The sequence below is a fragment of the Aquibium sp. ELW1220 genome (assembly GCF_030398385.1).
In the GTDB taxonomy this organism is placed as follows: Bacteria; Pseudomonadota; Alphaproteobacteria; order Rhizobiales; family Rhizobiaceae; genus Aquibium.
Window position 1 is genome coordinate 23,103 of record NZ_JAOAOQ010000034.1, and the last position, 23,720, is coordinate 46,822.

Sequence of the window (23,720 nt, forward strand, 5' to 3'; positions counted from 1 at the left end):
ATGGGCATGATGAACCGCGTCCGGGACTGGCTGGCGCCGGTGCGTGGCCGGCCCGTATCACCACCGACGGTCCGCGCTGACTTCATGCGCGGCAATCGCGGCGTCGTGTTCGGCGGCTGGCGGCCGGCGCTGCGCGATGCAGCCGACGATGTCGGCGCCTCGTGGGATCTGGCCGCCGCGCGCACCATCGACCTGATCCAGAATTCCGGCTGGATGGCGGGCGCACTCGATCAGGCAGTGGCAAGCACGGTCGGCACCGGCCTTCGCCTGAAAGCCATGCCGGAGAATGACGTCTTCGGCATGAGCAATGCGGAGGCCGAGCAATGGGCGCAGCTGGTCGAACAGCGGTTCGGGCTGTGGGCCGAACGGCCCTATGAGTGCGACATCGAGGGGAGGCGGTCGTTTGCCCTGATGCAGGCCGGCGCCTTCCGCTCCTGGTTTGCCACCGGCGAGATCTGGGCGGAACTGCCTTGGCGCGAACGGCCGGGGGGTCGATACGGCACCAAGGTTCGGCTCGTTCCTGCGCACCGCGTGTCGCGGCGAACCGACAGTCTGCGCCGTGTGGTCCAGGGCGTGCGCATGAATGGCGACGGCATGCCGGTGTCCTACCTGGTCGGCCGCAAGGATCCGGTCACCGGCCTGACGCAGGAGACGGAAGTTCAGGCCCGCGATGGGTTAGGCCGCATTCGCGTCGTCCACGTCTTTGACGGCCTGCCCGGCCAGGTGCGCGGCATCAGCCCGCTGACGCCGGCCCTGCAGGTGGCCCGCCAGTTCGACCAGCTGTCGGATGCGACGCTGACGGCGGCGATCCTGCAGACGGTGTTTGCCGCATCGATCACATCGGACGAACCGACCGAGGAGGTGCTGGCAGGACTGCTCACCCCACAGGAACAGGCGCGGCTGTCGGCCGGCGGCATCTCGCCATGGGATGCCTATATCCAGGCTCAGGCGGGCTGGTACGACAACGCCGCCATCAATCTCGGCATCAATGGCCGGATTGCGCATCTGTTTCCGGGCCAAAAACTCGAACTGCACCGCGCCCAGCATCCGCATTCCGACTATCGCGACTTTGCAGCCCATCTCCTGCGCGAGCTCGCCCGCTGCATGGGACTGACCTACGAGAGTGCGACGGCCGACTACACCAATGCCACCTATTCGTCGGTGCGCATGGCGACCGGCGAGATTTTTCAGATCACGCTCTACCGCCGCGCCCACATCGTCGCGCCGTTCTGCAATGCCGTCTACGAGGCCTGGCTCGAAGAAGAGATCGCGCGCGGCGGCATTCCGTTTCCAGGTGGGCTCGACGGGTTCGTGACCCATCGCGCGGCGGCCTCGCGGGCCATCTGGCGCGGTGCGCCCAAGCCGCAGGCCGACGATCTGAAGACCGCCAAGGCGCACGAGATCTGGTGCCGGCTTGGCGTGATGACGGACGCCTCGATTGCCGAGGATCTCGGCTACGACATCGAGGATGTCTATGCGCAGCGCGCAAGGGAGAAGGCGCTGCGCCAGACCTACGGCCTGCCGGACGCGCAGCATCAGGGGATCACGACGCCTGCCGGCGACGATCCGAACGCCGGGGGCGATGCCGAGGAAGACGTAGCACCTTCGGAGGCACGCGATGACCGTTGACGAAAGCGACCCGTGTGCCGCGGCCGCCACCCTGCGCAAGGTCTATTACGACCTGATCGCGGGACAGGGCGCGATGATGGTGACGTTCAAGGCGGGATCGTCGGGTGTGGAGCGGTCGGTGACGTTCCACAGGGCGCAGCCTGACCGGCTTCTCAGCGTCATCCGTGGCTTCGAGCAGAAATGCGCGCTGTCCGAGGGCCAACGGCCGCGCCGGCATGCGATCGCGACAGGAGGGGGCATCTGATGCAACCGCCCGACATCATGCCGGCGGCCGAGGGTCCGACGCTTGCGCATCTGGCGTCACGCGTCCTGAAACGGCCGCTGCTCCTGCACCCCGACAAGGCGGCCATCGTGCTGCATGTGCTGCAGGGCCGGATCGGCGTGGAGCAGTTCGCACCACTCTCGCCCGACGCCAATCGCTTCATGGGCAGTCGCATCGGCGAGGACGGCCGGCAGCGGACTTATGCGATCGTCAGCGGCGTGGCGACGATCCCGATCGTCGGCTCGCTGGTCAATCGCGGCGCCTGGATCGGCGCGAGTTCCGGTCTCGTCTCCTATGAGGGCCTGAGCAAGCAGTTGTCGGACGCCGCAACCGATCCGGAGGTTTCGGCGATCCTGCTCGACATCGACAGTCCGGGCGGCGAGGCGAGCGGCATGTTCACGCTGGCCGCGCAGATCGCGCAGGTCGCGCAGACCATGCCGGTGACAGCCTTCGTAAACGACATGGCGGCATCGGCTGCCTATGGCCTGGCCAGTGCCGCCCGAGAGATCGTGGTATCCGCGACCTCGATCGTTGGATCGGTCGGCGTGGTGCTGACCCATCTCGATCGCTCCGGCGAAATGGAGCGCAAGGGGGTGAAGGCAACCCTCATCCATGCCGGCCGCCATAAGGTCGACGGACATCCATTCGGACCGCTGCCCGAGGCCGTGCATGCCGATCTGCAGGCGGAGGTGACGAAGGTCTACGACCAGTTCGTGGCCGTCGTCGCCGCCAACCGGTCCGGGATGAGCGATCAGGCCGTCCGGGCAACGGAAGCGCGGACCTATCTTGGTCAGGACTCCATCGACGTCGGCCTCGCCGACCGGATCGCGACGCTCGACGCGGTTCTCGCCGAACTGTCCAAATGGGCCCGCGGGGCCACCAGCACAAGGAGAGGTTTTGCCATGAGCAAGCCAGTCGAGACCGCCCCGATGGCCATCGCAGGCATCAGTCAGGCCGATCACAACGCCGCCGTCGAAGCGGCCCGCGCCGAGGGAATGAGGGCCGGCAGGGCCGAAGCAACGGCGCGTATCAGGAGCATTCTCGGCTGCGAGGAAGCCAAGGGCCGTGAGGCGCAGGCCATGGTGCTGGCGCTGGATACGGCAATGAGTGCCGAAGATACGGCCAAGGTGCTGGCGGCGTCGCCGAAGGCTTCCAGCGGCGTGGCGTCGATTGCCGAGCGCGCGGCGGGCCAGGCGGAAATGGGGGCCAATGCCGGCAGCATTCGCATCGATGCCACCGAGCGTGTCGCCAGCGGCTGGGCCCGGGCCATCGCCAACGCCAACCAGCGCTTCGCCTGACGCGTGGCACTCAAACCATAGGGAAACATGATCATGACGGTTCTGACCGAACCCCGCCATCCCGGCGAATTCCTGATGAGCGAGGCCAATGGCCAGCGCTCGCGCGAGACCATCACCGTGGCCAGCGGCGCCGGCGTCATCGCGCCCGGCTCCGTGCTCGGCAAGATCACCGCGTCGGGCAAATATCTGGTCTCTGCCATCGGGGCCGTGGATGGGAGCCAGACGGCCGCAGCCGTTTCGCTTAATGGCTGTGACGCCACCTCTGCCGACCAAAAGATCGCGGCGATCCTGCGTGACGCCGAAATCAACGGCAACATCCTCACCTTCCACGCCGATCGTGATCAGCCCGCCGAACGGGCCGCAGCCAGGGCCGACCTTGCCGCCGTCGGCATCATCGTGCGCTGATCGCCATCCAGCGCTGAACTCCCGCTTCCGGGCGGCAGTCCACTTTCATGATCGCCGAGCGTCGTAGCACGTCGGCAATCGACCGCAGCCCAACCCAATCCGCACTTGTGATCCCGGACGCATGCCCTTGCGTCCGTCGCTCTGTCGTGTGCGCTGACAGGAGACCACCATGTCCATTCTGAACATCTTCAGCCAAGACGCCTTCTCCGTCATGCGCCTCACCGACGCGCTGCGCGAGATCAAATACACCCCCTCGCGCATCGGCCAGATGGGGCTGTTCCAGGTGACCAGCATCGACACGCTCGACATCGCAATCGAGAAGGACAAGCAGCAAAACCGCATGCTGGTCGCGGCAAGTCCTCGCGGCGGTCCGGGCCAGACGTTCGATAAGTCCAAGCGCGCCGTGCGCATGCTCAAGGTGCCGCACTTCCAGGTCGATGACGCCATCTATGCCGACGAGGTGCAGCAGGTGCGCGCCTTCGGCCAGGAAATCGCGGTCGAGCGCCTGCAGGCCAAGATCGCCGACCGGGCGGCCGAAGCCTCGCAGTTCTTCGCGCTGACCGAGGAGTATCACCGCCTCAACATCCTCAAGACCGGCCAGTTGCTGGACGCGGATGGCTCGGTCCTATTCGACTACTTCTCCGAGTTCGGCGAAAGCCAGCAGGCCGAGATCGACTTCGACCTCGACAATGCCAATCCGGCCGAGGGCGCCTTGCGCAAGAAGTGCGCCGGCGTCGTGCGGCAGATGGCCGGCATTCTCGACGGGTTGCCCTATTCCGGGATCCTCGCCTTCTGCGGCGACGCCTTCTTCGACGATCTCGTCGCCCACAAGGAGGTGCGCGAGACCTACAAGGGATATGCCGAGGCGGCCAATCTGCGCGCCGCCTATATCAACACCGGATCCTCGGGCATCTACGGCACCTTCGACTTCGGCGGCATCACCTGGGCCAACTACCGAGGCGGCGACAATGTCGGCATCGCCACCGACAAGTGCCATCTGTTTCCGATGGGCGTGCCTGGCCTTTTTCGAACCGTCTACGGCCCCGCCGACTACATCGAGACGGTCAACACGCCTGGCCAGCGGCTTTATGGGAAGCAGTGGGAGATGCAGAACGGCAAGGGCGTGAACCTCGAGTTCCAGATGAACGCGCTGCAGTACTGCACGCGCCCGAGGGTGCTGATCCCCGGCAAGCGGACCTGATCGCTGGGGGACTGATCCATGACTTCGCCGTTTGACGCGTTGGATGCTTCGTTGTCGGCTGCAACGGTGCAGGCCTTTGGTGAGCGGGTGGTGCTTCGGCCGCGCGTGTCCTCGCAATATGCGGAGCGGGCAGCGGATGAGGATCGCCATCTGCAGGCGGTCACCGGCGTCTTCTCGGCCGGCCCAGCCGAAAGTTCGCTCAAGGGGTCTGCCAGTTCGGGCGACTTCGCCGGCACGACGAGGCTCGCCACGATGACGGCCGCGTTCTGGATCGCCGCCGATACGGCAGCAAGTCTCTCGGCGCGTCCCGTGAAGGGCGACACGATCACGCTGATCGGTCGTGATGGCTGCCCGGTCTATACGATCGCCCGCGTGGAGCCCTCCGATCGCGGCGACCTGAACTTCATCCTGGTGCGTGAGGATCAGCCGTCGTGAGTCTTGCCCGTCTTGCCATGCGGATCACGCGTTTGGTGTCCTGCGGCCGGGCCGATCTCAACCTTCTTCTGGTCGGGAAGGATGTTGCATTATGAGTTTGGCCCGTCTTGCCATGCGGATCGCTGCCGCGCGTGCCCTGAGGGGTGCGACGCTTGCCGGCGACCGCGTCTTCGACAGCGCCATCGATCCGATCGACCAGACCATCGCCGAGACCCGCCAACCGATCCTGGTCGTCATGACCGACGATCATGAGGCCGATATCACGGGCAGGGACTTGACCTATGGCGATGCCCGTTGCGATCTGGTGATCGAGGCTGCCATCGCTGCGCGGGTGGAGATTCCGGCAACGGATGGTGACGGCAATGCCACGACGATCGCCATTCCGCATACCGACGAGGGCATGGAGCTGGTGCTCGACATGATCGAGTATCAGGTCGTTGCCGCCCTGACACGCGAACGCACCGACTGGTCGCGGGTCTGGATGAAGCTGGTGCCACGGATCAGCAAGCGGCTGTCGCGGCGCGGGGCATCGGCCGAGAACGGCGTGCGCTTTGCCGCCCGCCAGATCGTGATTACTTGCGATCTGATCGAGCCGCCCGTGGCTGGCGCAAATATCCAGGCCGGCACCGCCTGGGATGATGTGCTGACGGTAATGTCGGCGGACGCGGTGCTTGTTCCGGTCGCAAACATGCTGCGCGCCGAGATCGAGGGCGAGCCGGCGTCCGACTGGCAGCGTGCCGCCAACATGCTGGGCATCACCATGGACACGGCCGAGGGGCTCGGTATCGGGCAGGTCTTTGACGAGGACGGCAATCCGGTCGAATTGACCGGCATCGTCCTGGATCCGGACGCAGGCGAGGCCTTCACGGTGACCAATCATGCGTGAGATCGTCGAACTGGCCGCCCGCATCGCCGAACTGGAGCGCCGTTTCGCCGGCACGATCCGACATGGCACGGTGGCGGAGGTGGACCCGGCCAAGGGTCGCGCGCGGCTCGATCTCGGCGAAAGCACCGCAGGCGGCCGGTTCCTGTCGCCATGGGTGCCGTATTCGCAAGTCGCGGGCGCCCTGAAGGCGCACATCCCGCCAACGGTCGGCCAGCAACTGACGCTGGTCGCGCCCGGCGGCGACTGGCAACAGGCCGTGGCCGTGCCGCTTGCCTTCTCCGACAAGAACCCGTCGCCCTCGGATGCCGGAGACCGGAACGTCATCACCTACGGCAATGTCACGCTGACGCTGGCCGACGATCTGGTGACCATCGCTGTCGGCGGCGTTTCGTTCGAGGTCACCGGCTCCGGCATCGAGATCACCGGCGGCACGATTCGTCACGATGGCAGGAACATCGGCTCGAGCCACATCCATGGTGGCGTGACGCCGGGCGCGGGCACGACCGACGTGCCGGCGAACTGAGAAGCTGGCCGTCAAGAGTCACCGCCCGTCCTTTGCCCGACGGTAGCTCGCGCCGATATCGCCGCTCGCCATCGTGTTCGGGGAATATGTCAGCGACACGTCTCGGCCGCCGCAACCATCGCAGCGCAGGCGGGGGATCAGGTCGGGCGCCATGGCGGGCGCGTCGGGACCGAGGCGCTCGCGCAGAACGGAGAGGTCGAGCTGGCGGTTGTGATGGCAGGCGTTGCAAGACGCGTGCAGCGTCATGTGATCGTCGATCAGTTTCTGCACCGTCCAGGCCATGGCGGTAGCATAGGCATGGCCGCACCCGAAGTCAGCCGCTCAGTTCGCGCCGTTGCTGCCTTGCAATCATCACATGCAGCGGTTCGGGACCGGCGCGATCGAGTGTGGGAAAAAATGGTGGGCCGGGAGGGACTCGAACCCCCAACCAAGCGGTTATGAGCCGCCGGCTCTGACCATTGAGCTACCGGCCCTATCAGGCGGTTGGTCCTGAAAGAGGCATTTTACGCCATCACGATGGACATCGCGGTGCCTGGGTTTTCTGGTACTACAGTCCCACCATGTCCGCCTTGGGAAGCGGCCTATGCCGATACCGACAACAGTACGAGCTTGTCCAGTTCCTTGTGCAGGCTGGCTTTGATCGCCTTGGCCTTCTCGCCGAAGAATCCGGACAGGGCGAACTCGACCTTGATGCCGCCTGTGGTTTGACGGAAGCTATAGGCGCTGAAATTGCCATCGGCTTCCCAGTCGATTAGATTGATCGTGCTGGCGGCACCCTCATTGCTGTCATTCGGGGAATCTCGAGGGGCCAACCGGGTACCAATCCCCGGGCCGCCAGTATCTTCCCGAGCGCTGCCGTCAATCATACTCATTTCCGTCCGATTTCAACAGGTCGCAAATGAGGTGCTCTGCCGTCTCGTGGAGATAATCCATCATCTCGCGATACAATAGCTGGAATTCTGCATCCACGACATTCACGAAATGGGTTCTCTGGACCCTGACGACGACCGTGGTGTAGCTATGCCGCGAGCATCGGTAGGGGGTGATGCCGTGTTTGCGGCAGACCGCGAAGAACAGCCGTACCGCCCACGCATCCGGCAACGAAAACTGAAGCTCGATCGTCGGCTCCTCGTTGCGTTTCGGACTCTGGTCGTTCTGCGCCTTGAGGCGTTCGATCGCGGGGGCAGTCGCTGCTGCTCCCCCGTCAGTCCCCGCGCTGGCGAACAGCGCTTCTACCCTCCTCAGGCGTTCGTAGATGTCGCTTTGCGATGCCATGATAGTCCCCGTGACCGTCGGAGGCCAGAGCCGGTCCGCGACACCAATTCAAGCGGAGATAGATCCAAAAGAAGACCCATGCCACGCTATGCGATCACCGAACGCGCCGGCTGCTTTGTCGCCGGTCACACAAATACCGGCGTCGGCACAGTGCTGACGCTGACCGAAAAACAGGCCGAACACGAGGTGCGGCTTGGAACGCTGGTCAGTGTCGACCTGCCGGCGAAGGCGGTCGACGCTGAGGATGCGCCACAGGTCGCGATCCAGACGAAGGGAAAAAGGGCAGTATCAGCGCGCGCGATAGCGGCGTCCGTGACCACCGACGCGTCCGATTAACGCATACGCGAAGGCCCTGACCGATGGCAACGCTCCAGGAACCATCTATCGGCCTCGATGCCGCGACCGGGGGGACGATCACCGGCTGGGATCATGTCGAACAGAGCCTGCGCGACATCTTCTTCACCCAGTTCGGCACGCGCATCATGCGGGAATGGTACGGCTCCTTCGTGCCCAACCTGCTCGGACAGAACATCACGCCAAAGGACGTCACCCCGTTCTTCGTCGCGGTTACCTCGGCGATCGAGCAGTGGGAGCCGCGTTACCGGGTCACCCGGATTGAGATCGTCAAGGTGACGCGCGAAGGCCGGCTGCACTTCTTCCTCGACGGCGAATACCGCCCGCGCGCTGTGTTCGGTGATTTGACCGCCGTCGGTGCGCGGCGGGTTGACGCCTACGCCAACCCGGACGGCATCCTGATCGAGCGGAGGCAGAGCGCTTGAGCCGGTTCACCGCCATCGACCTGTCGGCCATGACGCCGCCCGATATCGTCGAGACGCTGGACTACGAGGCGATCGTCACCGAGATGCGCGATGATCTGGTCGCGCGGTTCCCCGCCATCGTCGGGGTGATTGATCTGGAGAGCGAGCCTGCGCGCAAGCTGATCGAGGCCTTTGCCTATCGCGAGCTGCTGCTGCGGGCGCGGATCAACGACAGCGCCCGCGCGGTGTTGCTGGCCTCGTCCTACGGTTCGAACCTCGACCATCTCGGCGCACTGTTTGCGACGGCGCGGCAGGAGGATGAGACGGACGAGCGGTTTCGCCGCCGCATCCAGCTGGCGCCAGAGGCTTTCTCTGTGGCGGGGCCGAAGGGCGCATACCAGTATCTCGCACTGACCGTGGCGCCGTGGGCGCGCGATGTCAGCGCGGTGATGACGGCGCCGGGCACCGTGCGGGTGACGATGCTGAAGGAGGGGATCGATCCGGTTCCGACGCCGGCCGAACTGCAGTCCGTGCTGATCGCGCTGCGTGATGACGCGGTCCGGCCGCTGACTGATGTGGTGCAGGTGCTTGGGGCTCAGGTTGTGCCCGTCACGATCGACGCGAAGCTGACGCTCTATCCCGGCCCGGACGGAACGCTGGTGCAGAGCCGTGCGACCGCTGCCCTGTCCGAATGGCTCGAGCGCAACCGGATGCTCGGGATGAACCTGCGCCGCTCGGCGATCTTTGCCCGGCTGCATCAGGAGGGAGTTCATTCGGTCGAGCTCCTCGCGCCAGCCGAGGACGTGGTCCTGGACGAGAACCAGGTCTACGCGATCACCGCGCCGACCGTGACCGTCCAGACCACCCGGGACCAGTAGGTCGCCGAACCGTTTCGTAAGTCAGGACTGACCCATGACCCGCGACACGCTGCTTCCTCAGAACCGCACGGCGTTCGAAGAAGCGGCGGACCTGACCGGTGCGCGCAGTGCCGACCTGCCGCTCGATGTACCAAAGCTGGTGCGACCGTTTGAGGTGCCCGCACCCTTCCTGCCGTGGGTCGCGTGGGGGCTCTCGGTCGATTTCTGGGAGAAGGAATGGCCGGAGGACAAGCATCGGCTGATGCTGGCGCGATCGCTGCGCATGCATGCGCGCAAGGGCACGGCCACGGCAATCGCCGAGGCGGTTAGGATCATGGGGGGCGATCTGCGCCGCTTCATCGTCCCGCCCGCCAAAACGCACCTCTCGCCTGCGTTCACGCCAGCCGAGCGGGAGGCGTATCTCGCGCTGTTTGCGCAGTTGCGTGTCTATCCCTTCGTCGCGCGCGGCCGGACGGGACCCTTCGGCTGCTTCCTGTCGGTGAAGCGCATGCTCGGCTGGACACTACTCGGACCGATCCGTCCGGTCAGCACGAATGCCTCCCGCTACACGCGGACAGCGAAGCTGTGGGACCGCGGCGTGGAGACGACGCTGACGGTCCGGGAGGGGAAGCTGGAGACCGTCGGCCTGCTCGGCGCGACGGCCTATGACGAGGTGATCCTCGGCCCAAAAGCCACGAGGGCGATCCACCTCGACGCACCGCCTCGAGCACGCGGCTTTCTCGTCGATGATCAGGGCGTCGCGCAGCGGATGATCCGCATCCCGCGCGATGCCAGCTACGAGTTCCGTCTCGGGCGCGAGACTTACACGACGGTCTGGCCACAGGCCCAGCTGATCGACGTGCGGCCGCAATTCGTCACCGAGATTCACTCGGGCCAGAAGGGTGCCGTCCATGCCGGCGGTGGGAGCCGGATCGCGGGCGGATTCCTGCCACCGACGATCGCTTGGCGGCATCTCTTCGAGCGCTGGCACATCCATGATCCCGATCGCATCCCGATCGAGCGCTGCAGATCGATGCATCTCGGGAACACCCGTCTCGGCATGCCGGCCTACCATGCCGAGGCCAGCATCCGGCTGCCAGGCCGCCGGCCGTGGCGCATCGCGGGCCGCTTCGTGCAGGGCTTCGTCCTCTCAACGTCGAAGAAGCCGATCGCGGACGCGCGACACGCGGTGCGGATCACAAAGTCGCTGCGCGACAAGATCCTCATCGACACCAAAACCCATCGCGCCATCCGCGCCGGCGATCGACTAAAAATCGGCCAGGCCGCCGTCGGCGGATACATCGAGGTCTGAACATGGAACGCATCGTCATCTATCGCGACCGGCAGGAGCTTCAGTCGGGCGATTTGAACAGCACGCAGGAGTTCGCACGCACCTCGCTCGATCATATCGTCAGGGATGCCGTCGAGCCGGGCCGCGGCTATGTCGGCTTTGCCGTAACCAAGACCGCAGCGACCGAGGTGACGCTGTCTCCCGGTCGGCTTTACGCCAATGGCGCCGTTCATGACCGCAACGAGAACGTGGTGATCGACCTGTTCAACGCGCTGCCCTTCCTGACCAGGCGCCGCGTCGCCATCGTCACCTTCGGTCAGTCGGTCGACACCGACGTGCAGCCGCGCGACTTCCTGATCGATGCCGAGGCCGGCACCACCGAGCCGCAGTCGGTGGCGATGGAGAACCTGCGCCGCGCCGAGGTCTCGACGGTGGCCGGCGTCGAGGGACCGGACCCAAGCTATCCGACGACGGATGCCAACGTGACGGTCATCGCCTACCTGCTGCTTGACACCACCGGTGTCACCGGCATCGAGCATTGGGCGCCGACCCAGCTCCCGAACCTTCGCGCGGTAGCAAACCGCGTCACCGCGCTGGAGAATTGGCGTGGCCAGATCAGCGGCCAGGTCGACACGCTGCGCACCGACCTCTCGGCACTGGCGGACCGGTTTCTCGCCGTGGCACTCAAGAACGAGATCGTCGACCTGACGCAGCAGCTCGACGAGTTGCGCCAGCGGGTCTTCGAGCCCGGCGCCTACATCTACTATGGCACCGATCATTTCCTGAACGAGGAAGGCACCGATACCGATCATCCCGACTATGACGCGGTGGTGGGCGAGGGCATTCGTTTTGCCATCGCCGGAACACAGACCTCGCCGCTTTCGCTGCTCAATCCCAACAACGTCTTCATCCAGAACGCGTCCGGCTTCGTCCTGCCGAAGTTTTCCCATGGCCTGCGCATGGATCTCACCGGCTACACCGGCGAGACGCGGATGGCGCAGTACACCTTCGAGACGACCGAGGTACGGCAGCTGACCCGAACCCGCGAGCGCCGCCGCTTTGGCTCGACGCGCACGGTCTGCACCAACTCGACCTGGTGGCGGCAGGGCCAGTTCGACATGGTCCTTGGCGTGTTCCAGCGCGATGGCGAGACCTGGCAGGTCACCAATGGCCTGCCCGACACCATGCCGAACGGCCAGCGCATCCCGAATGGCAATGTGCACTGGGTGCGGCTCACCCAGTTCTGGATCGACGTCTATCTGGAGCCCTATTGGGACCGCGTGGCGTCGACGGCCACGATCAACGGCCAGCAGGTCGCACAGACGTTTCTGAACAGCCAGGACGGCTGGCTCTCACAGGTCGGCCTGTTCTTCTCGCGCAAGGCAGCCTCTGGCGACGTGACGCTGATGGTCTGCGAGACCGAGTTCGGCATGCCGAACCTGAACCGGGTGCTCTCGCGCACCACCATCCCGGTGGCTGACATTCTGGTCGGCGCCAATTCTGGCGGTGCGGGCCTGCCTTCGCTGATCGAGACCAAGGTGGCGATCGCGCCGACCTACCTGGTGGCGGGAAGGCGCTATGCGATCGTGGCGGTCACGACCGGCGATCACTATGTCGCAATGACCAACAGCGACAATGGCGTGGTGCAGGGCACCTTCTTCGTCTCGACGGACGGCGCCTTCTTTGCCGGCAATCTCGTCGATGACCTGAAGATGCGCCTCTACTTCGCGAAGTTCGAGCGCACCCGGGTCTCGATCGAGATGACGGCGCTGCAGCTTGCCGGTGGCATCCTCGACATCGACATCCTGAACGAGGCGATCACCCCGCCCGCCTGCCGCACCGACTTCGAGGTGCAGGTCAACGGTGCATGGGTGCCGCTCGACGGGGCGCCGAACGGGCCGAACCTGACCGGGCTGCCGGCGATCCTGCCGCTGCGCGTGACGCTGACCGGCACCACCGACCTGATGCCGGGCCTCGGGCTGACCGGCTCACAGGCGATCGTCAGTCGCACGAAGACGACGTTCACATGGGTAGGCAAGACGCGAACGCTGGGTTCGGCGACGACCAGCGTCAAGGTGGTGACCGACCTGCAGGCCTTCGACGAGGCCGAGCACGACGCGACGGTGACGCTGCTCACTGGCGTGGCTCTGGATGGCACCGAGACCGCCGATGTGATCGAGGACGTTGTTCTGGTCGACGGCACCGTTCGCCGGACCTCGATCTTCAACGTCACCAGCGTGACCACCTATGCGGTGAAGATCGTCGGCTCGACCGTCTCGGCGGCGAGCACGTTTCATGTCGCGGAACTGATCGAGTTCGCCCAGTCCTGATCTGGGCCCAGTCCCCGCCTGATCCGATTCCATCAAGGAGACGCCGTGATGGCAAAAACACCCTCGCACTACCGGATCACGGTGAACCGGCACATCGAGTTCGCCGCCACACGCTTCCGTCCGGGCGCGCGCTACACGATCAAGTCCTCGGTCTACGACGCGCTGAAGGCGGAACATCCCGAGGCGATCGCGTCGGCGAGCCCGATCCGGATGGAGTGATGCCATGGTGGTGCGCTTCGAGGACCTTCGGGTCCGCGACAGCCAGGACCTCGACCGGGACTTCTTCAATCGCCGCTATCGGCTGATCGTCGAGAGCCTGAACGAGCTGGCCGGGCAGATCACGTCGATCGCGACGGCGTCCGACAACCTCGTGGTGCTGGGTCTGACCCGCGTGAACGAGGTTCTCGGCCCCGCTCTCGCGCAGGTCAGTGCCGCGGCTGAAAGCGGCTTCCTGGTGGCGACGTCCGCGTCGCCGCTGACCGTCTCTGTCGGCCTGGAGACCACGATCGTCATCAATGACACGGCCGCCCGGGCGCTGTTTGCACCGACGCCCTATGTGATCCTCTCGCGGGCGGCTGAGGGCGCGATCGACGATTGGGCGTTGCTCGAGGTGCAGGCCTACAGCCGCGAGACCGGCGCACTCGCATTCAAGGTGGCGGCGATCAGCGGCAACATCGGCGGTGCCCAGCATGACGACTGGGTGATCTCGGCGAGCGCCGGTCTTGCAAAGTCGATCCTGGAGGCGGCATCCAGTGTCACGGAGACGCTGGCACTGGCACAGCAGGCGGCCCAGAACGCGGCCGATGCAGCCGAGACCGCCGAGGCGGTCCTGGCATCGGGTCCGGTTTCCTCGGTCAATGGCCAGACCGGCGCCGTGGCGCTCGGCATCGGCGACATACCGAACCTGACGACGTCCCTTGCTGCCAAGGCCGACAGCAACCACGGTCACAGCATCGGCCAGGTCTCCAACCTGCAGACGACGCTGACCAGCCTTCAGACGCAGATCTCGAACATGGACGGCGGCGCCTACTGAAGGGCGCTTACCACTCCACCACCCAACCCAGCACGGCGCTCGCGGACTTCCATACGCGGCGGCGATCATTTCATTGCGGAGACACGCCATGTCCGATCCGACCTTCGGCATTTCCATCACGCGCATCGACACCGAACCGCGTCCCGCCGTGTGGAGCGACATGGCGGTCGTTGGCATCATCGGCACCGCGCCCGATGGCGACGCGCTCGTGTTCCCGCTCGACACGCCGGTGTTCCTCTATTCCGACGATGCAACGAAGCTGACGGCCCTTGGCGCCTCGGGCACGCTCAAGGACGCCATCACCCTGATCAACGCCCAGCTCGGCGAGTTCCAGGTCGCAGCGAAGATCGTGGTTGTGCGTGTGGCGGAGGGCGTGGATGTCGACGAGACAATCGCCAACATCGTCGGCGACGGCATTGCGACCGGCCTGAACGCCTTTCTCGACGCCGGTCCGCTGCTCGGCGTCATCCCGCGACTGATCTGCGCGCCCGGCCATACCAGCCAGCGCGCCGTGGGCGAGGCCAATGCCGTCTGCGCGGCACTGCCGGCGATCTGCGCCAGGCTGCTTGCCCATGCCGTCGTCGATGGCCCGGCCACGAACAGCCAGGATGCAATCGACTGGCGCGAGACGATCAGCTCCGATCGCCTGATCCCGGTTGATCCCGCGGTCAAGATGCTGGTCGGCGGTGTTGCGACCGTCGTTCCGCTGTCGCCCGCCGTGATTGGCATCGGCGTGCGCCGCGACCACGAGAAGCAGGGCCGGCCGTTCCACAGCTGGGCGAACCAGGCCGTACAGGGCATCGTCGGCCCGTCGCGCCCGATCAGCTTTTCGTTGACCGATGGCGCCACCGAGGGCCAGACGCTGCTGTCGAACAACATCGGCGTGCTCTTGCGCGGCGAACTCGGCGTCGAGACCGCCATTGCCTCTGGCGGCTATGTCTTCGTCGGCACCGACAATGCCGGGGAGGACGAGCTCTGGCGCTTCTACAACGTCACGCGCGGTCGCGACTATATCCACCTGATGCTGCTCAGAACGCTGCGGTTCTATCTCGGCCGGTTCAACCTGACCGGCCAGACGATCCAGGCGGTGCAGAACACCATGGTCATGGCGCTGCGCGACCTGAAGGCCGACAACGACATCCTGGGCTTCGAGGTGAAGTTCACCCGCGACCAGAACTCGCCGGAGGAACTGCGGCTTGGCCGCTTCACCGTCAGCTTCGCAGCTGAAGAAGCGCCGGTCCTGCGCTATCTCGGCATCCAGTCCTCCCGCTACCGCCCAGCCCTCGACGCCTTGCTTGGCGATCTGATCTCGCAGGTCGGCGCTGTGACCGGCTGACCGTCCACCTCGACAAGGAGAGGCTCGCATGAGCACGATCTACATCATGGAAGCCGCGAACCTGTTTTGCGGCGATCACGATCCGACGGCCTCAAAACATCTGACGCTGACGGAGTTGCAGCTTCCGGCCTTGCAGGAGATGTACCAGGACCACCATGCCGGCGGCTCGCGCGTGCAGATCGAGGTTGCCGTTGGCATCCAGAAGCTGGAGCCGACCTTCAAGCTCGCCGGCTGGGATCCCGATCTTCTCACCCGGTTCGGCCTCGGTTCGAGCAGGGCCAGCGTCTTCACCGCCTATGGCGTGGTGCGCGACAAGCGTACCGGTGTCGCCCACGAGGCCAAGGCGATCATGGAAGGTCGTCTCGGCAAGGTCGAGGCCGACACGTTTCAGCGCGGCGAGATGATGGGTCACGGCTACGCCATCAACGAGGTCATGCACTACGAGCTCTGGTTTGCCGACCGCGAGAAGCTTTACTGGGATTTCTATTCTACCGACTGGCGGCTCGATGGCGTGTCCCAAAACGATGACGAGCGGCGCCTCCTGCGCATTCCGACCACCGGCTGAGAAGGAACACATCATGACAAGGACAGTCACGATCAGGCTGCGTGAGCCGATTGAGCAGGGTGGCATGGTGATCGCGGAGGTCACGGTGCGCAGCCCGAAGGTGCGCGATCTGCGCGCCATCGACGCCGAGGCTGGCAAGGACGCATCCGAGTTCGACAAGGGCATCGTCATGGCAGCGCTTCTGACCGGCATTCCGGTCGAGGCGGTCGAGGAGATGGGGGCAGCGGACTTCGCAGCCGTCTCGGAGGCGGTCGCGGGTTTCATGCAGGCGGGGGCAGCACCGGCCAGTGGCGCGGCCTAGTTGCCGATGTGGCGCATGTGCTCGCCACGCCGCTCACCGCCTTTAACGACATGGACTGGGCCGAGCTGCTGCGCTGGCACGAAGAGGCCCGCCGCCTCAGCGGTGCCAGGCGTTGATGATCTCCAGGACCGTGCCGGACGGAAGCATTTGGACCGAAAGCTGGACAGGTGGAGATAAACGATCATGGCAAGCCTGACGTCGCAGCTGATCGTCTCGGTGGTCGACAATGTTTCGGATGCAGCCAAGCGGATTGGCGGCAGCCTGACCGGCATCTCGCGGACCATCCGCGACACGAACGCGCAGCAGCTGACGCTGTCGGATCGTGTCGATGCCGCCATCACCCGCAACAACCGCGCGCTCGAATCGGCTCGCGGCCGCATGGCCGAAAGCATCGGCACCTTCTATGCGCTGCGTGCCGCCATCTCCGCGCCGATCGAAAGCGCGAAGGCCTTCGAGAGCACATTGGCAGACCTCGGCGCTAAGGGCGATCTGTCGGCCGGACAGTTGGCCAGCATCGGATCGGCAGCGCGCCAGACTGGGGAACAGGTCAACCAGTTCGCCTCGAGCATCGTGCAGGCGCAGGACTTTCTGGTCGGCATGGGCCTCGACGTCGAGCGCTCCACGAAGGCCATGCCTGCGATTGGCAAGGCCGCCACCGCGACCAAGGCCAGCATCATCGATCTGTCGAAGGCCGGCTTTGCCGCCATGTCGAACCTGGGCGTCGCCGCCGAGGATCTTGGCCAGGCGATGGACGTGATGGCGCTTGCCGGCAAGGAGGGCGGTTTTGAGTTGCGCGACATGGCGCAATACCTGCCCTCGATCACGGCGCTCGCCTCGGCGAAGGGCATGAGCGGCATGGGTGGGTTGTCGGATATCGCGGCAGCCTTGCAGATCGTGCGCCGTGGCGCCGGCGACAGTGCCGAGGCTGCCACCAACTTCATGAACGTGCTGCAGAAGATCAACGCCAATGATGCTGCAGCAAAATTCGCCAAGGCCGGCATCGACATCAACCAGGTGCTGAAGGACGCCGTCGCCAATGGCGCGAGCCCGCTCGAGGCAGCACTCAAGTCCATCAACCGGTACATCGACGGCGACATGTCGAAGCTCGGCACGCTGTTTGCAGACGCGCAGGTTCAAAAAGGCCTGATCCCCCTCCTGAATGGTATGCAGGACTATATCGCGCTGCGCGACAAGGCTGGAGGTGCTGCCGGCATCATCGACGCCGACTTCGCGCGCATGATGGACACGGCGGCCGAAAAGGCAAAAGCCTTCGAGATCGCGATGCAGAACCTGAAGACCGGTGTCGGCACCGCTTTGATCGACGCCATCGGCCAGATCAACACGGCGCTGCTGCCGCTCGTCCAGACGCTTGGCGATCTGGTCGACCGGCATCCGAAGGTCACGGCGGCCCTGTTGGGGATTGCGGGAGGCTTTGTTGCGCTCAAGGCCGCGGTCAACGCGGGCCAGTTCCTGGCGCTGACCGCGCGTGGCGGCGTGCTTGCAGCACTCTCCTTCTCGATCAACACGGTCGGCGCGAGCCTGCTGCGGCTCAAGGGCGGCGCATCGGAGATGATCCGGCTGCAATCCGCGCTGGCGGCCATGCAGGGGATCAACATGACGGGTTGGCAGAGCTTCGCGGCTGGCCTGCGTGGCATGGCGCTCGCGGTTCCGGGCGTGTCGGGGCTTTCTGCTGTCCTCACGGGAATCGTCGCCGCCATCGGCGCGATCTCGGCGCCGCTCTGGCTGGCCATCGCGGCCGCGGTCCTGGCGGTTGGTGCGGCCTGGAGATACTGGGACCGCATCGCGGCCATCATTGGCGGCGTCGCATCCGCGATCGGGGAACGCTTGCGGCCGGTTTTCGGCTGGCTGGGCGAGAAGCTGGACTTCATGGCGCCGGCTCTGTCGGCGACCAGCGATGCCTTTGGCGCGCTGGGGAGTGCTCTGGGCGTTGTGGTCGATGCCGTCGGTGCCTTCTTCGGCTCCGGCCTCTTCAGCCAGGAGGTTATGACGGAGGAAGACAAGGCGCGCATCGCGCAAAGTGCCGCCGACATGACCAACCGCATCCTCGACGGGTTCGGTGGACTGGTCACCGGTCTCTACCAGGTTGGCGCCGATGCCATTCAGGCGCTCTGGGACGGCATGAAGTCGGTCTTCGACAGCCTGATCGCCTGGGTCAACGGCAAGGTCTCCGCGCTCACCGCGCCGCTCACCGGCATTGCCAACCGCGTCAGGAACATGTTCGGCGGCGGGTCGGCTTCGGGCGAGGACGGCTCAACGCCAGCCCGTGCCGCCGGTGGCCCGATCTCGCGCGGCGCGACCTACATGGTCGGCGAGAAGGGGCCCGAACTGATCACCGCGTCACGCTCCGGCTACGTCAATCCGAATGGCAGCGGTACGTCGGGTCCGACCATCACCGTGGCGCCGAGCTTTACCTTCAACGCCATGAGTGCCGCCGATGCCGGTCTCATCGAGGCGCAGGTGCGCCGCACGCTTCAAAACGAGGTGCAGGAGATGTTCCGCGGCGTCTACGCCGATGCAGGCATGAGGTTTGCGTGATGCTGATGATGATCGGACCCGTGCGCTTCGAGATCGCACCGCTGAACGCCACCGGCATCGGACATGCCCATGAGGCGGGCTTTGCCGAGAAGCCGGTCCTCGGCACCATGCCACCGCTGGAGTTCATCGGTGCTGGCCCAGAAAGCTGGACGATCGCCGCAAAGCTCTTCCCCCAAAAATTCGGCGGCATGGGCGATCTGGAACGGCTCGCCCAGGCCCGCGCATCCGGCCTGCCGCAATACATGATGCGCGGCGACGGCTCGCTGATGGGCTGGGTCGTCATCACTCAGGTGTCCGAGAAGTGGTCCTATCTCGACGCCAGGGGACTTGGCCGCGTCATCGACGTGACCATCGCCGTGCAGCGATGCCAGGGACCCTCGTCGGGTGCATACTTCTCCATCCTGTCGGGCCTCTTCTCCTGATGCACTCAGCCAATCTGAGCGAAGTTCGCATGCGCGACGATCAGCCAGCGATCCCCTTCCTTGCGGAAGACCGAGAGGCGCGGCGCGACGGCCTCCACAGGCTGCCCGCCGATCGTTTGCTCGGTGGTGATCGAATAGCTCGTCACGATGATGCCCCCATGACCCGTGGACTTGAGACTGCTGATTGCCGGCCTCACCTTGTGGTTTGGCAGGGCGCCGAGATAGCTCATCTTGTCGTAGCTCTTCCCATCCGATCGCAGGATCTGGAACTCGGGGGCCAGCACCCGATCGGCCTTTGCAGGATCGCCAGAGAACAGCGCGTCGAGAAAGCTGTCGATGGCCGCCTGTGCATCGGATTCCGACACTGACGCCGCAGCCGGTGCTGTCCGCGACGCGGCTGCAAGCCCCGACATGCCTGCCATGAGGCCAAGCATCACGATTCGCCGATCAGTCATGACATTTTCTCTCCCCAAGCTTCTCGCACAAGGAACATTCCTCGCAGTGTCGCCAAAGACGTGAGCAAATCCAGGGGGCATGTCAATGGCCAGAAGCGCACAGATTCCAGTTCGGGTAGAAGGCTCTGGATGAGCACGATCACCGAAACCGTAACCGTGGAAGGCGACGCGCTCACCCTCTCGGTGATCGTCTGGCGCCGGTTCAAGCGGCCGATGCCGGGTTTGGTCGAGGCGATCCTCGATGCCAATCCGGGTCTCGCCGATCTCGGGCCGATCCTGCCGCTCGGCACCGTGTTCGAGATGCCGGTGCCGGTCGCGCGGGACCATCAGGTGCTCGATCCGATCAGGCTCTGGTAGCGCGCGCCACGGGGCAATCTGGCAAGGATCTTCAGGCCATGTCGAAGCGCGCCATCGTCTCGGTCACCGTGGCCGGGTCCAACATCACGTCGACTCTGCTGCCGGTGCTGATCAGTCTCTCCGTCTCCGACAAGGTCGGCACCCATGCCGATACCGCGACACTTGCGATCGACGACAGCAACGGCCGGATCATCCTGCCCCAGATTGGAGCGCCGGTGACCATCGCGCTAGGCTGGGCCGGGGCCGGTGTCCGCGTCGTCTTCGAGGGTACGGTCGACGAGGTCAAGTCGTCGGGCAGCCGTGGGGCAGGGCGCATGCTCACCATCACGGCCAAGGGCGTCGATACCACGGCACCGCCCAAGCAGGGCCAGCAGCGGCATTTCGACGACAGCAGGATCGAGGACATCCTGACAGAGGCCGGGAAGGTGGCTGGTATCACCAGCGTCGAGGTCGATCCCGAGCTTGGCTCGATCAGGCGCGCCTATGTCGACATGCGCGACGAGAGTTTCGTTCATCTGGGCGAGCGGCTCGCCCGCGAGATCGGCGGCAATTTTCGCATCCAGGGAACGCGAGCCATGCTGTCGAAGCGCGACGGCAACTACACCGCTGCCGTCACCGCGACCTGGGGCGTCAACCTGCACGCCTGGGACATCGCCCCGCAACTCGGACGCACCAACTTCTCGGCGATCCGTACCCGCTGGTACGACACAGCGAATGCGGAATGGAAGACCGTCGAGACCGCGACCGGCCTCGACGTCGACGCCACTTATGCCGACCGCCTGCCAAGGGCCGGCGAGGACGAGGCCAACCAGCAGAACGCCTCCGACCAGGCGACCACGAAGCGCGACAAGGGAGGCGGATCGGTCACGATCGAAGGCAACACTGAAGCCATCCCCGATGGGCTCTGCATCATCCTCGGCGCGAGGCCTGGCATCGACGGCGACTACCGGATTGACAGCGTGACCCACACCTTCAGCCGCGGCGCTGGCTTCGTCTCGCAAGTCTCACTCAAGCAGCCCGGGATCGGCTGAACGGCGGTGGAGCCATGACGGTCAAAGGGGCAGGGAGTTCAAGCTGACGCTGTTGTCGATGGGTCAGTGCAGCGGTCTGAAGCCTTTCGCCATCGCTTCGTGGCACAGGCGTCCGACTTCCAGGCCAGCCTCCTTGACCGAGGCAAAGGATCGAACCGTCAGACGTACCCTGCCGCCCTTCGAGCCCGTCAGGACTTCGACGATAAAGCAGCCAAACAGGTCTCTGCTTACGTCAGCGCGCCAGACGCGAATGGCGGCCAGGCCTTGGAACGCCTGTTCGAGGTAAACGGGTTCGTAAAGGCCGTCATCATCGCTGCGTGGAGACCGACACCTTTCGCGAAAGGCCGAAATCGAAACTACGTTGTCCAGGCGGTCAGGTCGCCGGGCGGGTCTGGCAACCGCAAAGGCGACGGGTCCGGCGCGGGACAGGGATGGTTCGGTCATGGCCTCGGTCATCTGATCGGATTGCGCAATCACGGCACGGTATTTCGCCAACGACAGCCGCCGTCGAACGGTCCGCTGCGGAAGGTTAACGCTTCGTTAATTTATGAACTGGCAGGTCGATCAGAACGGTCCAGGAGCCCCGTAAACGCATCCATTCCGGTGCCTTCGCGCGACCCTGGGTCAAACGCAGCGTCTCGGTCCACCAGAAGAACTGAGCTAAATGGGGGAAACTCCGGTGACCGTCGAGATCAGCGAGGGCCCGGCGATCGTCGCCGGCTATGAATACCGGCTGCAGGTCGAGGCGAACAGTCCGGCATTTCCGGAGGGTTGCACGCTTGCCGCCCAGCTTCGAGCCAGGGTCAGCGATGCGACGGTGATTGCCACGCTGACGACGGAGAATGGCGGGCTGGTGCGCAAGTCCGACACGGTGGTCGAGATCGTGATTGCGCCGGAGGCCGGTGCGGGTCTTTCCGCCGGCAGCGTCGTCCTCGACATGGTGCGCACCGATCTCGTGCCGCCGAGACACTTGCAGTTCACCCTCGAGATCCCGGTCGTGCGGCCAGTGACCAGGGGCCTGTGATGACTGACGGGATCAGGATCGCAGACCACACCGGCCCGATCCGGGTGCGCGTCCTGTCGAGCGAGCCAGTGAAAGCACGTGTCCTGGCAGCACCCGTCTCGGTGCGCGTGCTCGGGACGCCCGGACCAAAGGGTGATGGCGGGCCGCCAGGCGACAAGGGCGACCCGGGCGAGCCCGGCATCACCATCCTTCCGACCGACACGCCCATCAATGGAGGCTTCTTCTGATGGCCAACACGATCCAGTTCAAGCGCCGCGTTTCCGGCAATGCCGGCGCGCCGGCGGCACTGAAGTCCGGCGAGGTCGCCCACAATGAGGTCGACGACATCCTTTATGTCGGCAAGGGCGACGATGGCGCGGGCAACGCGACCTCTATTCTGCCGCTGGCCGGTAAGGGCGGTTTTGTCGATCTGTCGAGCGCCCAGTCGGTTGCGGGAAAGAAGACATTTGCCACCGTGCCGGCCTCGTCGCAGGATGCGGCGGCCGCGGCGGACCTGGTGCGCAAGTCGCAGTTCGACAGCGGGCTTGGAGCCAAGGCCAACACCTCGCACAGCCACGCCATCTCCGACGTCACCGGGCTTCAGACCGCGCTGGACGGCAAGGCGGCGTCCTCGCACACGCATCCGGCCTCCCAGATCAGCGACAGCACGCTCGCCGGCCGCGCACTGCTGACGGCTGCCGATGCCGCCGCCCAGCGCACCTCGCTTGGTCTTGGATCGGCGGCGCTCGACGACGCCAGCGACTTTGCAGCCTCTGTTCACGGCCATACCGTTGCTGACGTCACCGGCTTGCAGTCGGCCCTCGATGCGAAGGCCCCGCTGGCCTCACCGGCGCTGACCGGCGCGCCGACCGCGCCGACGCCGGCCGTAAACGACAATTCGACGAAGATCGCCACCACCGCCTATGTCCAGGCCGAGATCGCCGGTCTCGACAGTGGCGACATGCACAAGGCGACCTACGACACCGACAATGACGGCAAGGTCGATGCCGCCGAACTGGCCGATGCGGTGCCATGGACGGGTATCACCGGCAAGCCGGCGACCTTTGCGCCGTCTTCGCACAGCCATCCGATCGCCGAGGTGACGAACCTTCAGACGACGCTTGATGCCAAGGCGGCGCTGGCGTCTCCGGCGCTGACCGGAACGCCGACGGCGCCAACAGCTGCGGGCGGCACCAACACCACCCAGATCGCCACCACCGCCTTCGTGGCCGCCGCCGTGTCGGCACTTGTCGGCGGTGCGCCGGGTGCGCTCGACACGCTGAACGAACTGGCGGCCGCCCTTGGCGACGATGCCAATTTCGCTACGACCATCACCAATGGGCTGGCCGAGAAACTCGCCAAGGCCTCGAACCTTTCCGACCTGACCGATGTCGCGGCTGCCAGGAGCAATCTCGGGCTCGCCTCCATGGCAACGCAGGCCGCGAGCAATGTCGCGATCACCGGCGGCGCGATCACCGGCATCGCCTTTGACTGCGGCACGTTCTGATCAC

At 65.3% G+C, this 23,720-nt stretch carries 30 protein-coding genes and 1 tRNA gene; 25 read left to right on the forward strand and 6 right to left on the reverse strand.

Annotation, left to right across the window (positions count from 1 at the left end; genetic code table 11):
- Nucleotides 1-6 precede the first annotated feature (6 nt).
- From N1F91_RS23475 to N1F91_RS23510, 8 genes are all read left to right on the forward strand, one after another.
- A complete protein-coding gene (locus tag N1F91_RS23475; RefSeq protein ID WP_289995823.1) occupies nucleotides 7-1,629 on the forward strand; it encodes a phage portal protein in 1,623 nt (540 codons plus the stop codon).
- Nucleotides 1,619-1,873 carry a hypothetical protein gene (locus N1F91_RS23480; protein ID WP_289995826.1) on the forward strand — a complete coding sequence of 85 codons (255 nt, stop codon included), beginning with the start codon at nucleotides 1,619-1,621 and terminating at the stop codon, nucleotides 1,871-1,873. The genes N1F91_RS23475 and N1F91_RS23480 overlap by 11 nt, the downstream gene beginning before the upstream one ends.
- Complete coding sequence (locus N1F91_RS23485) at nucleotides 1,873-3,189, forward strand: S49 family peptidase (RefSeq protein ID WP_289995828.1); 1,317 nt, start codon at nucleotides 1,873-1,875, stop codon at nucleotides 3,187-3,189. The genes N1F91_RS23480 and N1F91_RS23485 overlap by 1 nt, the downstream gene beginning before the upstream one ends.
- 33 nt (nucleotides 3,190-3,222) lie before the next feature.
- Entirely contained in the window at nucleotides 3,223-3,594 is a 372-nt protein-coding gene (locus tag N1F91_RS23490; protein WP_289995831.1) for a head decoration protein, read from the forward strand.
- 169 nt (nucleotides 3,595-3,763) lie between these two features.
- Nucleotides 3,764-4,795 carry a major capsid protein gene (locus N1F91_RS23495; RefSeq protein ID WP_289995833.1) on the forward strand — a complete coding sequence of 344 codons (1,032 nt, stop codon included), beginning with the start codon at nucleotides 3,764-3,766 and terminating at the stop codon, nucleotides 4,793-4,795.
- An 18-nt stretch (nucleotides 4,796-4,813) separates the two neighbouring features.
- Nucleotides 4,814-5,230 carry a hypothetical protein gene (locus N1F91_RS23500; RefSeq protein WP_289995834.1) on the forward strand — a complete coding sequence of 139 codons (417 nt, stop codon included), beginning with the start codon at nucleotides 4,814-4,816 and terminating at the stop codon, nucleotides 5,228-5,230.
- A gap of 91 nt (nucleotides 5,231-5,321) precedes the next feature.
- Nucleotides 5,322-6,116: a hypothetical protein gene (locus N1F91_RS23505; protein ID WP_289995835.1), complete on the forward strand. Its 795-nt coding sequence runs from the start codon at nucleotides 5,322-5,324 to the stop codon at nucleotides 6,114-6,116.
- The gene (locus tag N1F91_RS23510; protein WP_289995836.1) at nucleotides 6,109-6,639 is read left to right on the forward strand and encodes a phage baseplate assembly protein V; all 531 of its coding nucleotides are present in this window, start codon (nucleotides 6,109-6,111) and stop codon (nucleotides 6,637-6,639) included. Before N1F91_RS23505 ends, N1F91_RS23510 begins: the two co-directional genes overlap by 8 nt.
- Before the next feature lie 18 nt (nucleotides 6,640-6,657).
- On the opposite strand, the gene N1F91_RS23515 is transcribed toward N1F91_RS23510, so the two are convergent.
- From N1F91_RS23515 to N1F91_RS23530, 4 genes are all read right to left on the reverse strand, one after another.
- The gene (locus tag N1F91_RS23515; RefSeq protein WP_289995838.1) at nucleotides 6,658-6,921 is read right to left on the reverse strand and encodes a hypothetical protein; all 264 of its coding nucleotides are present in this window, start codon (nucleotides 6,919-6,921) and stop codon (nucleotides 6,658-6,660) included.
- A gap of 115 nt (nucleotides 6,922-7,036) precedes the next feature.
- Nucleotides 7,037-7,112, reverse strand: a tRNA-Ile gene (locus N1F91_RS23520).
- A gap of 108 nt (nucleotides 7,113-7,220) precedes the next feature.
- Nucleotides 7,221-7,505 (reverse strand): hypothetical protein, encoded by a 285-nt coding sequence (locus tag N1F91_RS23525; protein ID WP_289995841.1) that lies wholly within the window; start codon nucleotides 7,503-7,505, stop codon nucleotides 7,221-7,223.
- Entirely contained in the window at nucleotides 7,498-7,914 is a 417-nt protein-coding gene (locus N1F91_RS23530; RefSeq protein ID WP_289995843.1) for a hypothetical protein, read from the reverse strand. The genes N1F91_RS23525 and N1F91_RS23530 overlap by 8 nt, the downstream gene beginning before the upstream one ends.
- Before the next feature lie 78 nt (nucleotides 7,915-7,992).
- Here N1F91_RS23530 and N1F91_RS23535 point away from each other — a divergent pair, with 78 nt between their 5' ends.
- The 12 genes from N1F91_RS23535 to N1F91_RS23590 all read left to right on the forward strand — a co-directional run bounded on the left by N1F91_RS23535 (nucleotide 7,993) and on the right by N1F91_RS23590 (nucleotide 19,363).
- On the forward strand, nucleotides 7,993-8,250 hold the full coding sequence (locus N1F91_RS23535; RefSeq protein ID WP_289995844.1) for a hypothetical protein: 258 nt from the start codon (nucleotides 7,993-7,995) through the stop codon (nucleotides 8,248-8,250).
- 23 nt (nucleotides 8,251-8,273) lie between these two features.
- Nucleotides 8,274-8,693: a GPW/gp25 family protein gene (locus N1F91_RS23540; protein WP_289995845.1), complete on the forward strand. Its 420-nt coding sequence runs from the start codon at nucleotides 8,274-8,276 to the stop codon at nucleotides 8,691-8,693.
- Nucleotides 8,690-9,550, forward strand: a complete 861-nt coding sequence (locus N1F91_RS23545; RefSeq protein WP_289995846.1) for a baseplate J/gp47 family protein — start codon at nucleotides 8,690-8,692, stop codon at nucleotides 9,548-9,550. The genes N1F91_RS23540 and N1F91_RS23545 overlap by 4 nt, the downstream gene beginning before the upstream one ends.
- Nucleotides 9,551-9,584: 34 nt before the next feature.
- Complete coding sequence (locus N1F91_RS23550) at nucleotides 9,585-10,841, forward strand: phage tail protein I (protein ID WP_289995847.1); 1,257 nt, start codon at nucleotides 9,585-9,587, stop codon at nucleotides 10,839-10,841.
- A gap of 2 nt (nucleotides 10,842-10,843) precedes the next feature.
- Nucleotides 10,844-13,150, forward strand: coding sequence for a hypothetical protein (locus N1F91_RS23555; RefSeq protein ID WP_289995849.1), 2,307 nt, complete (start codon nucleotides 10,844-10,846; stop codon nucleotides 13,148-13,150).
- 48 nt (nucleotides 13,151-13,198) lie between these two features.
- Nucleotides 13,199-13,369: a hypothetical protein gene (locus tag N1F91_RS23560; protein WP_289995852.1), complete on the forward strand. Its 171-nt coding sequence runs from the start codon at nucleotides 13,199-13,201 to the stop codon at nucleotides 13,367-13,369.
- 4 nt (nucleotides 13,370-13,373) lie between these two features.
- The gene (locus N1F91_RS23565) at nucleotides 13,374-14,183 is read left to right on the forward strand and encodes a hypothetical protein (protein WP_289995853.1); all 810 of its coding nucleotides are present in this window, start codon (nucleotides 13,374-13,376) and stop codon (nucleotides 14,181-14,183) included.
- An 88-nt stretch (nucleotides 14,184-14,271) separates the two neighbouring features.
- Nucleotides 14,272-15,519 (forward strand): phage tail protein, encoded by a 1,248-nt coding sequence (locus N1F91_RS23570; protein ID WP_289995855.1) that lies wholly within the window; start codon nucleotides 14,272-14,274, stop codon nucleotides 15,517-15,519.
- A 28-nt stretch (nucleotides 15,520-15,547) separates the two neighbouring features.
- A complete protein-coding gene (locus N1F91_RS23575) occupies nucleotides 15,548-16,084 on the forward strand; it encodes a phage major tail tube protein (RefSeq protein WP_289995857.1) in 537 nt (178 codons plus the stop codon).
- 13 nt (nucleotides 16,085-16,097) lie between these two features.
- The gene (locus tag N1F91_RS23580; RefSeq protein WP_289995858.1) at nucleotides 16,098-16,385 is read left to right on the forward strand and encodes a phage tail assembly protein; all 288 of its coding nucleotides are present in this window, start codon (nucleotides 16,098-16,100) and stop codon (nucleotides 16,383-16,385) included.
- A gap of 183 nt (nucleotides 16,386-16,568) precedes the next feature.
- Nucleotides 16,569-18,941 carry a phage tail tape measure protein gene (locus N1F91_RS23585; RefSeq protein ID WP_289995859.1) on the forward strand — a complete coding sequence of 791 codons (2,373 nt, stop codon included), beginning with the start codon at nucleotides 16,569-16,571 and terminating at the stop codon, nucleotides 18,939-18,941.
- The gene (locus N1F91_RS23590) at nucleotides 18,941-19,363 is read left to right on the forward strand and encodes a phage tail protein (protein ID WP_289995861.1); all 423 of its coding nucleotides are present in this window, start codon (nucleotides 18,941-18,943) and stop codon (nucleotides 19,361-19,363) included. The genes N1F91_RS23585 and N1F91_RS23590 overlap by 1 nt, the downstream gene beginning before the upstream one ends.
- Nucleotides 19,364-19,368: 5 nt before the next feature.
- On the opposite strand, the gene N1F91_RS23595 is transcribed toward N1F91_RS23590, so the two are convergent.
- Nucleotides 19,369-19,818, reverse strand: coding sequence for a nuclear transport factor 2 family protein (locus N1F91_RS23595; RefSeq protein WP_289995863.1), 450 nt, complete (start codon nucleotides 19,816-19,818; stop codon nucleotides 19,369-19,371).
- A 129-nt stretch (nucleotides 19,819-19,947) separates the two neighbouring features.
- Here N1F91_RS23595 and N1F91_RS23600 point away from each other — a divergent pair, with 129 nt between their 5' ends.
- Together N1F91_RS23600 and N1F91_RS23605 are read left to right on the forward strand one after the other, a co-directional pair.
- Complete coding sequence (locus tag N1F91_RS23600) at nucleotides 19,948-20,175, forward strand: tail protein X (RefSeq protein ID WP_289995866.1); 228 nt, start codon at nucleotides 19,948-19,950, stop codon at nucleotides 20,173-20,175.
- A 38-nt stretch (nucleotides 20,176-20,213) separates the two neighbouring features.
- The gene (locus N1F91_RS23605) at nucleotides 20,214-21,206 is read left to right on the forward strand and encodes a contractile injection system protein, VgrG/Pvc8 family (protein ID WP_289995867.1); all 993 of its coding nucleotides are present in this window, start codon (nucleotides 20,214-20,216) and stop codon (nucleotides 21,204-21,206) included.
- A gap of 63 nt (nucleotides 21,207-21,269) precedes the next feature.
- On the opposite strand, the gene N1F91_RS23610 is transcribed toward N1F91_RS23605, so the two are convergent.
- The gene (locus tag N1F91_RS23610) at nucleotides 21,270-21,701 is read right to left on the reverse strand and encodes a hypothetical protein (RefSeq protein ID WP_289995868.1); all 432 of its coding nucleotides are present in this window, start codon (nucleotides 21,699-21,701) and stop codon (nucleotides 21,270-21,272) included.
- A gap of 184 nt (nucleotides 21,702-21,885) precedes the next feature.
- Here N1F91_RS23610 and N1F91_RS23615 point away from each other — a divergent pair, with 184 nt between their 5' ends.
- The 3 genes from N1F91_RS23615 to N1F91_RS23625 are packed head-to-tail and all read left to right on the forward strand — an operon-like array spanning nucleotide 21,886 to nucleotide 23,716.
- Nucleotides 21,886-22,230 (forward strand): hypothetical protein, encoded by a 345-nt coding sequence (locus N1F91_RS23615; protein ID WP_289995870.1) that lies wholly within the window; start codon nucleotides 21,886-21,888, stop codon nucleotides 22,228-22,230.
- The gene (locus N1F91_RS23620; RefSeq protein ID WP_289995871.1) at nucleotides 22,230-22,457 is read left to right on the forward strand and encodes a hypothetical protein; all 228 of its coding nucleotides are present in this window, start codon (nucleotides 22,230-22,232) and stop codon (nucleotides 22,455-22,457) included. The genes N1F91_RS23615 and N1F91_RS23620 overlap by 1 nt, the downstream gene beginning before the upstream one ends.
- Entirely contained in the window at nucleotides 22,457-23,716 is a 1,260-nt protein-coding gene (locus N1F91_RS23625; RefSeq protein ID WP_289995872.1) for a hypothetical protein, read from the forward strand. Before N1F91_RS23620 ends, N1F91_RS23625 begins: the two co-directional genes overlap by 1 nt.
- Nucleotides 23,717-23,720 lie beyond the last annotated feature (4 nt).

What these genes read in the sequence shown, in the direction of transcription:
- N1F91_RS23475 (WP_289995823.1), top strand. Translation starts at nt 7, where the DNA reads ATGATGAACCGCGTCCGGGACTGGCTGGCGCCGGTGCGTGGCCGGCCC.
- N1F91_RS23480 (WP_289995826.1), top strand. Translation starts at nt 1,619, where the DNA reads ATGACCGTTGACGAAAGCGACCCGTGTGCCGCGGCCGCCACCCTGCGC.
- N1F91_RS23485 (WP_289995828.1), top strand. Translation starts at nt 1,873, where the DNA reads ATGCAACCGCCCGACATCATGCCGGCGGCCGAGGGTCCGACGCTTGCG.
- N1F91_RS23490 (WP_289995831.1), top strand. Translation starts at nt 3,223, where the DNA reads ATGACGGTTCTGACCGAACCCCGCCATCCCGGCGAATTCCTGATGAGC.
- N1F91_RS23495 (WP_289995833.1), top strand. Translation starts at nt 3,764, where the DNA reads ATGTCCATTCTGAACATCTTCAGCCAAGACGCCTTCTCCGTCATGCGC.
- N1F91_RS23500 (WP_289995834.1), top strand. Translation starts at nt 4,814, where the DNA reads ATGACTTCGCCGTTTGACGCGTTGGATGCTTCGTTGTCGGCTGCAACG.
- N1F91_RS23505 (WP_289995835.1), top strand. Translation starts at nt 5,322, where the DNA reads ATGAGTTTGGCCCGTCTTGCCATGCGGATCGCTGCCGCGCGTGCCCTG.
- N1F91_RS23510 (WP_289995836.1), top strand. Translation starts at nt 6,109, where the DNA reads ATGCGTGAGATCGTCGAACTGGCCGCCCGCATCGCCGAACTGGAGCGC.
- N1F91_RS23515 (WP_289995838.1), bottom strand. Translation starts at nt 6,921, where the DNA reads ATGGCCTGGACGGTGCAGAAACTGATCGACGATCACATGACGCTGCAC.
- N1F91_RS23525 (WP_289995841.1), bottom strand. Translation starts at nt 7,505, where the DNA reads ATGATTGACGGCAGCGCTCGGGAAGATACTGGCGGCCCGGGGATTGGT.
- N1F91_RS23530 (WP_289995843.1), bottom strand. Translation starts at nt 7,914, where the DNA reads ATGGCATCGCAAAGCGACATCTACGAACGCCTGAGGAGGGTAGAAGCG.
- N1F91_RS23535 (WP_289995844.1), top strand. Translation starts at nt 7,993, where the DNA reads ATGCCACGCTATGCGATCACCGAACGCGCCGGCTGCTTTGTCGCCGGT.
- N1F91_RS23540 (WP_289995845.1), top strand. Translation starts at nt 8,274, where the DNA reads ATGGCAACGCTCCAGGAACCATCTATCGGCCTCGATGCCGCGACCGGG.
- N1F91_RS23550 (WP_289995847.1), top strand. Translation starts at nt 9,585, where the DNA reads ATGACCCGCGACACGCTGCTTCCTCAGAACCGCACGGCGTTCGAAGAA.
- N1F91_RS23555 (WP_289995849.1), top strand. Translation starts at nt 10,844, where the DNA reads ATGGAACGCATCGTCATCTATCGCGACCGGCAGGAGCTTCAGTCGGGC.
- N1F91_RS23560 (WP_289995852.1), top strand. Translation starts at nt 13,199, where the DNA reads ATGGCAAAAACACCCTCGCACTACCGGATCACGGTGAACCGGCACATC.
- N1F91_RS23565 (WP_289995853.1), top strand. Translation starts at nt 13,374, where the DNA reads ATGGTGGTGCGCTTCGAGGACCTTCGGGTCCGCGACAGCCAGGACCTC.
- N1F91_RS23570 (WP_289995855.1), top strand. Translation starts at nt 14,272, where the DNA reads ATGTCCGATCCGACCTTCGGCATTTCCATCACGCGCATCGACACCGAA.
- N1F91_RS23575 (WP_289995857.1), top strand. Translation starts at nt 15,548, where the DNA reads ATGAGCACGATCTACATCATGGAAGCCGCGAACCTGTTTTGCGGCGAT.
- N1F91_RS23580 (WP_289995858.1), top strand. Translation starts at nt 16,098, where the DNA reads ATGACAAGGACAGTCACGATCAGGCTGCGTGAGCCGATTGAGCAGGGT.
- N1F91_RS23585 (WP_289995859.1), top strand. Translation starts at nt 16,569, where the DNA reads ATGGCAAGCCTGACGTCGCAGCTGATCGTCTCGGTGGTCGACAATGTT.
- N1F91_RS23590 (WP_289995861.1), top strand. Translation starts at nt 18,941, where the DNA reads ATGCTGATGATGATCGGACCCGTGCGCTTCGAGATCGCACCGCTGAAC.
- N1F91_RS23595 (WP_289995863.1), bottom strand. Translation starts at nt 19,818, where the DNA reads ATGACTGATCGGCGAATCGTGATGCTTGGCCTCATGGCAGGCATGTCG.
- N1F91_RS23600 (WP_289995866.1), top strand. Translation starts at nt 19,948, where the DNA reads ATGAGCACGATCACCGAAACCGTAACCGTGGAAGGCGACGCGCTCACC.
- N1F91_RS23605 (WP_289995867.1), top strand. Translation starts at nt 20,214, where the DNA reads ATGTCGAAGCGCGCCATCGTCTCGGTCACCGTGGCCGGGTCCAACATC.
- N1F91_RS23620 (WP_289995871.1), top strand. Translation starts at nt 22,230, where the DNA reads ATGACTGACGGGATCAGGATCGCAGACCACACCGGCCCGATCCGGGTG.
- N1F91_RS23625 (WP_289995872.1), top strand. Translation starts at nt 22,457, where the DNA reads ATGGCCAACACGATCCAGTTCAAGCGCCGCGTTTCCGGCAATGCCGGC.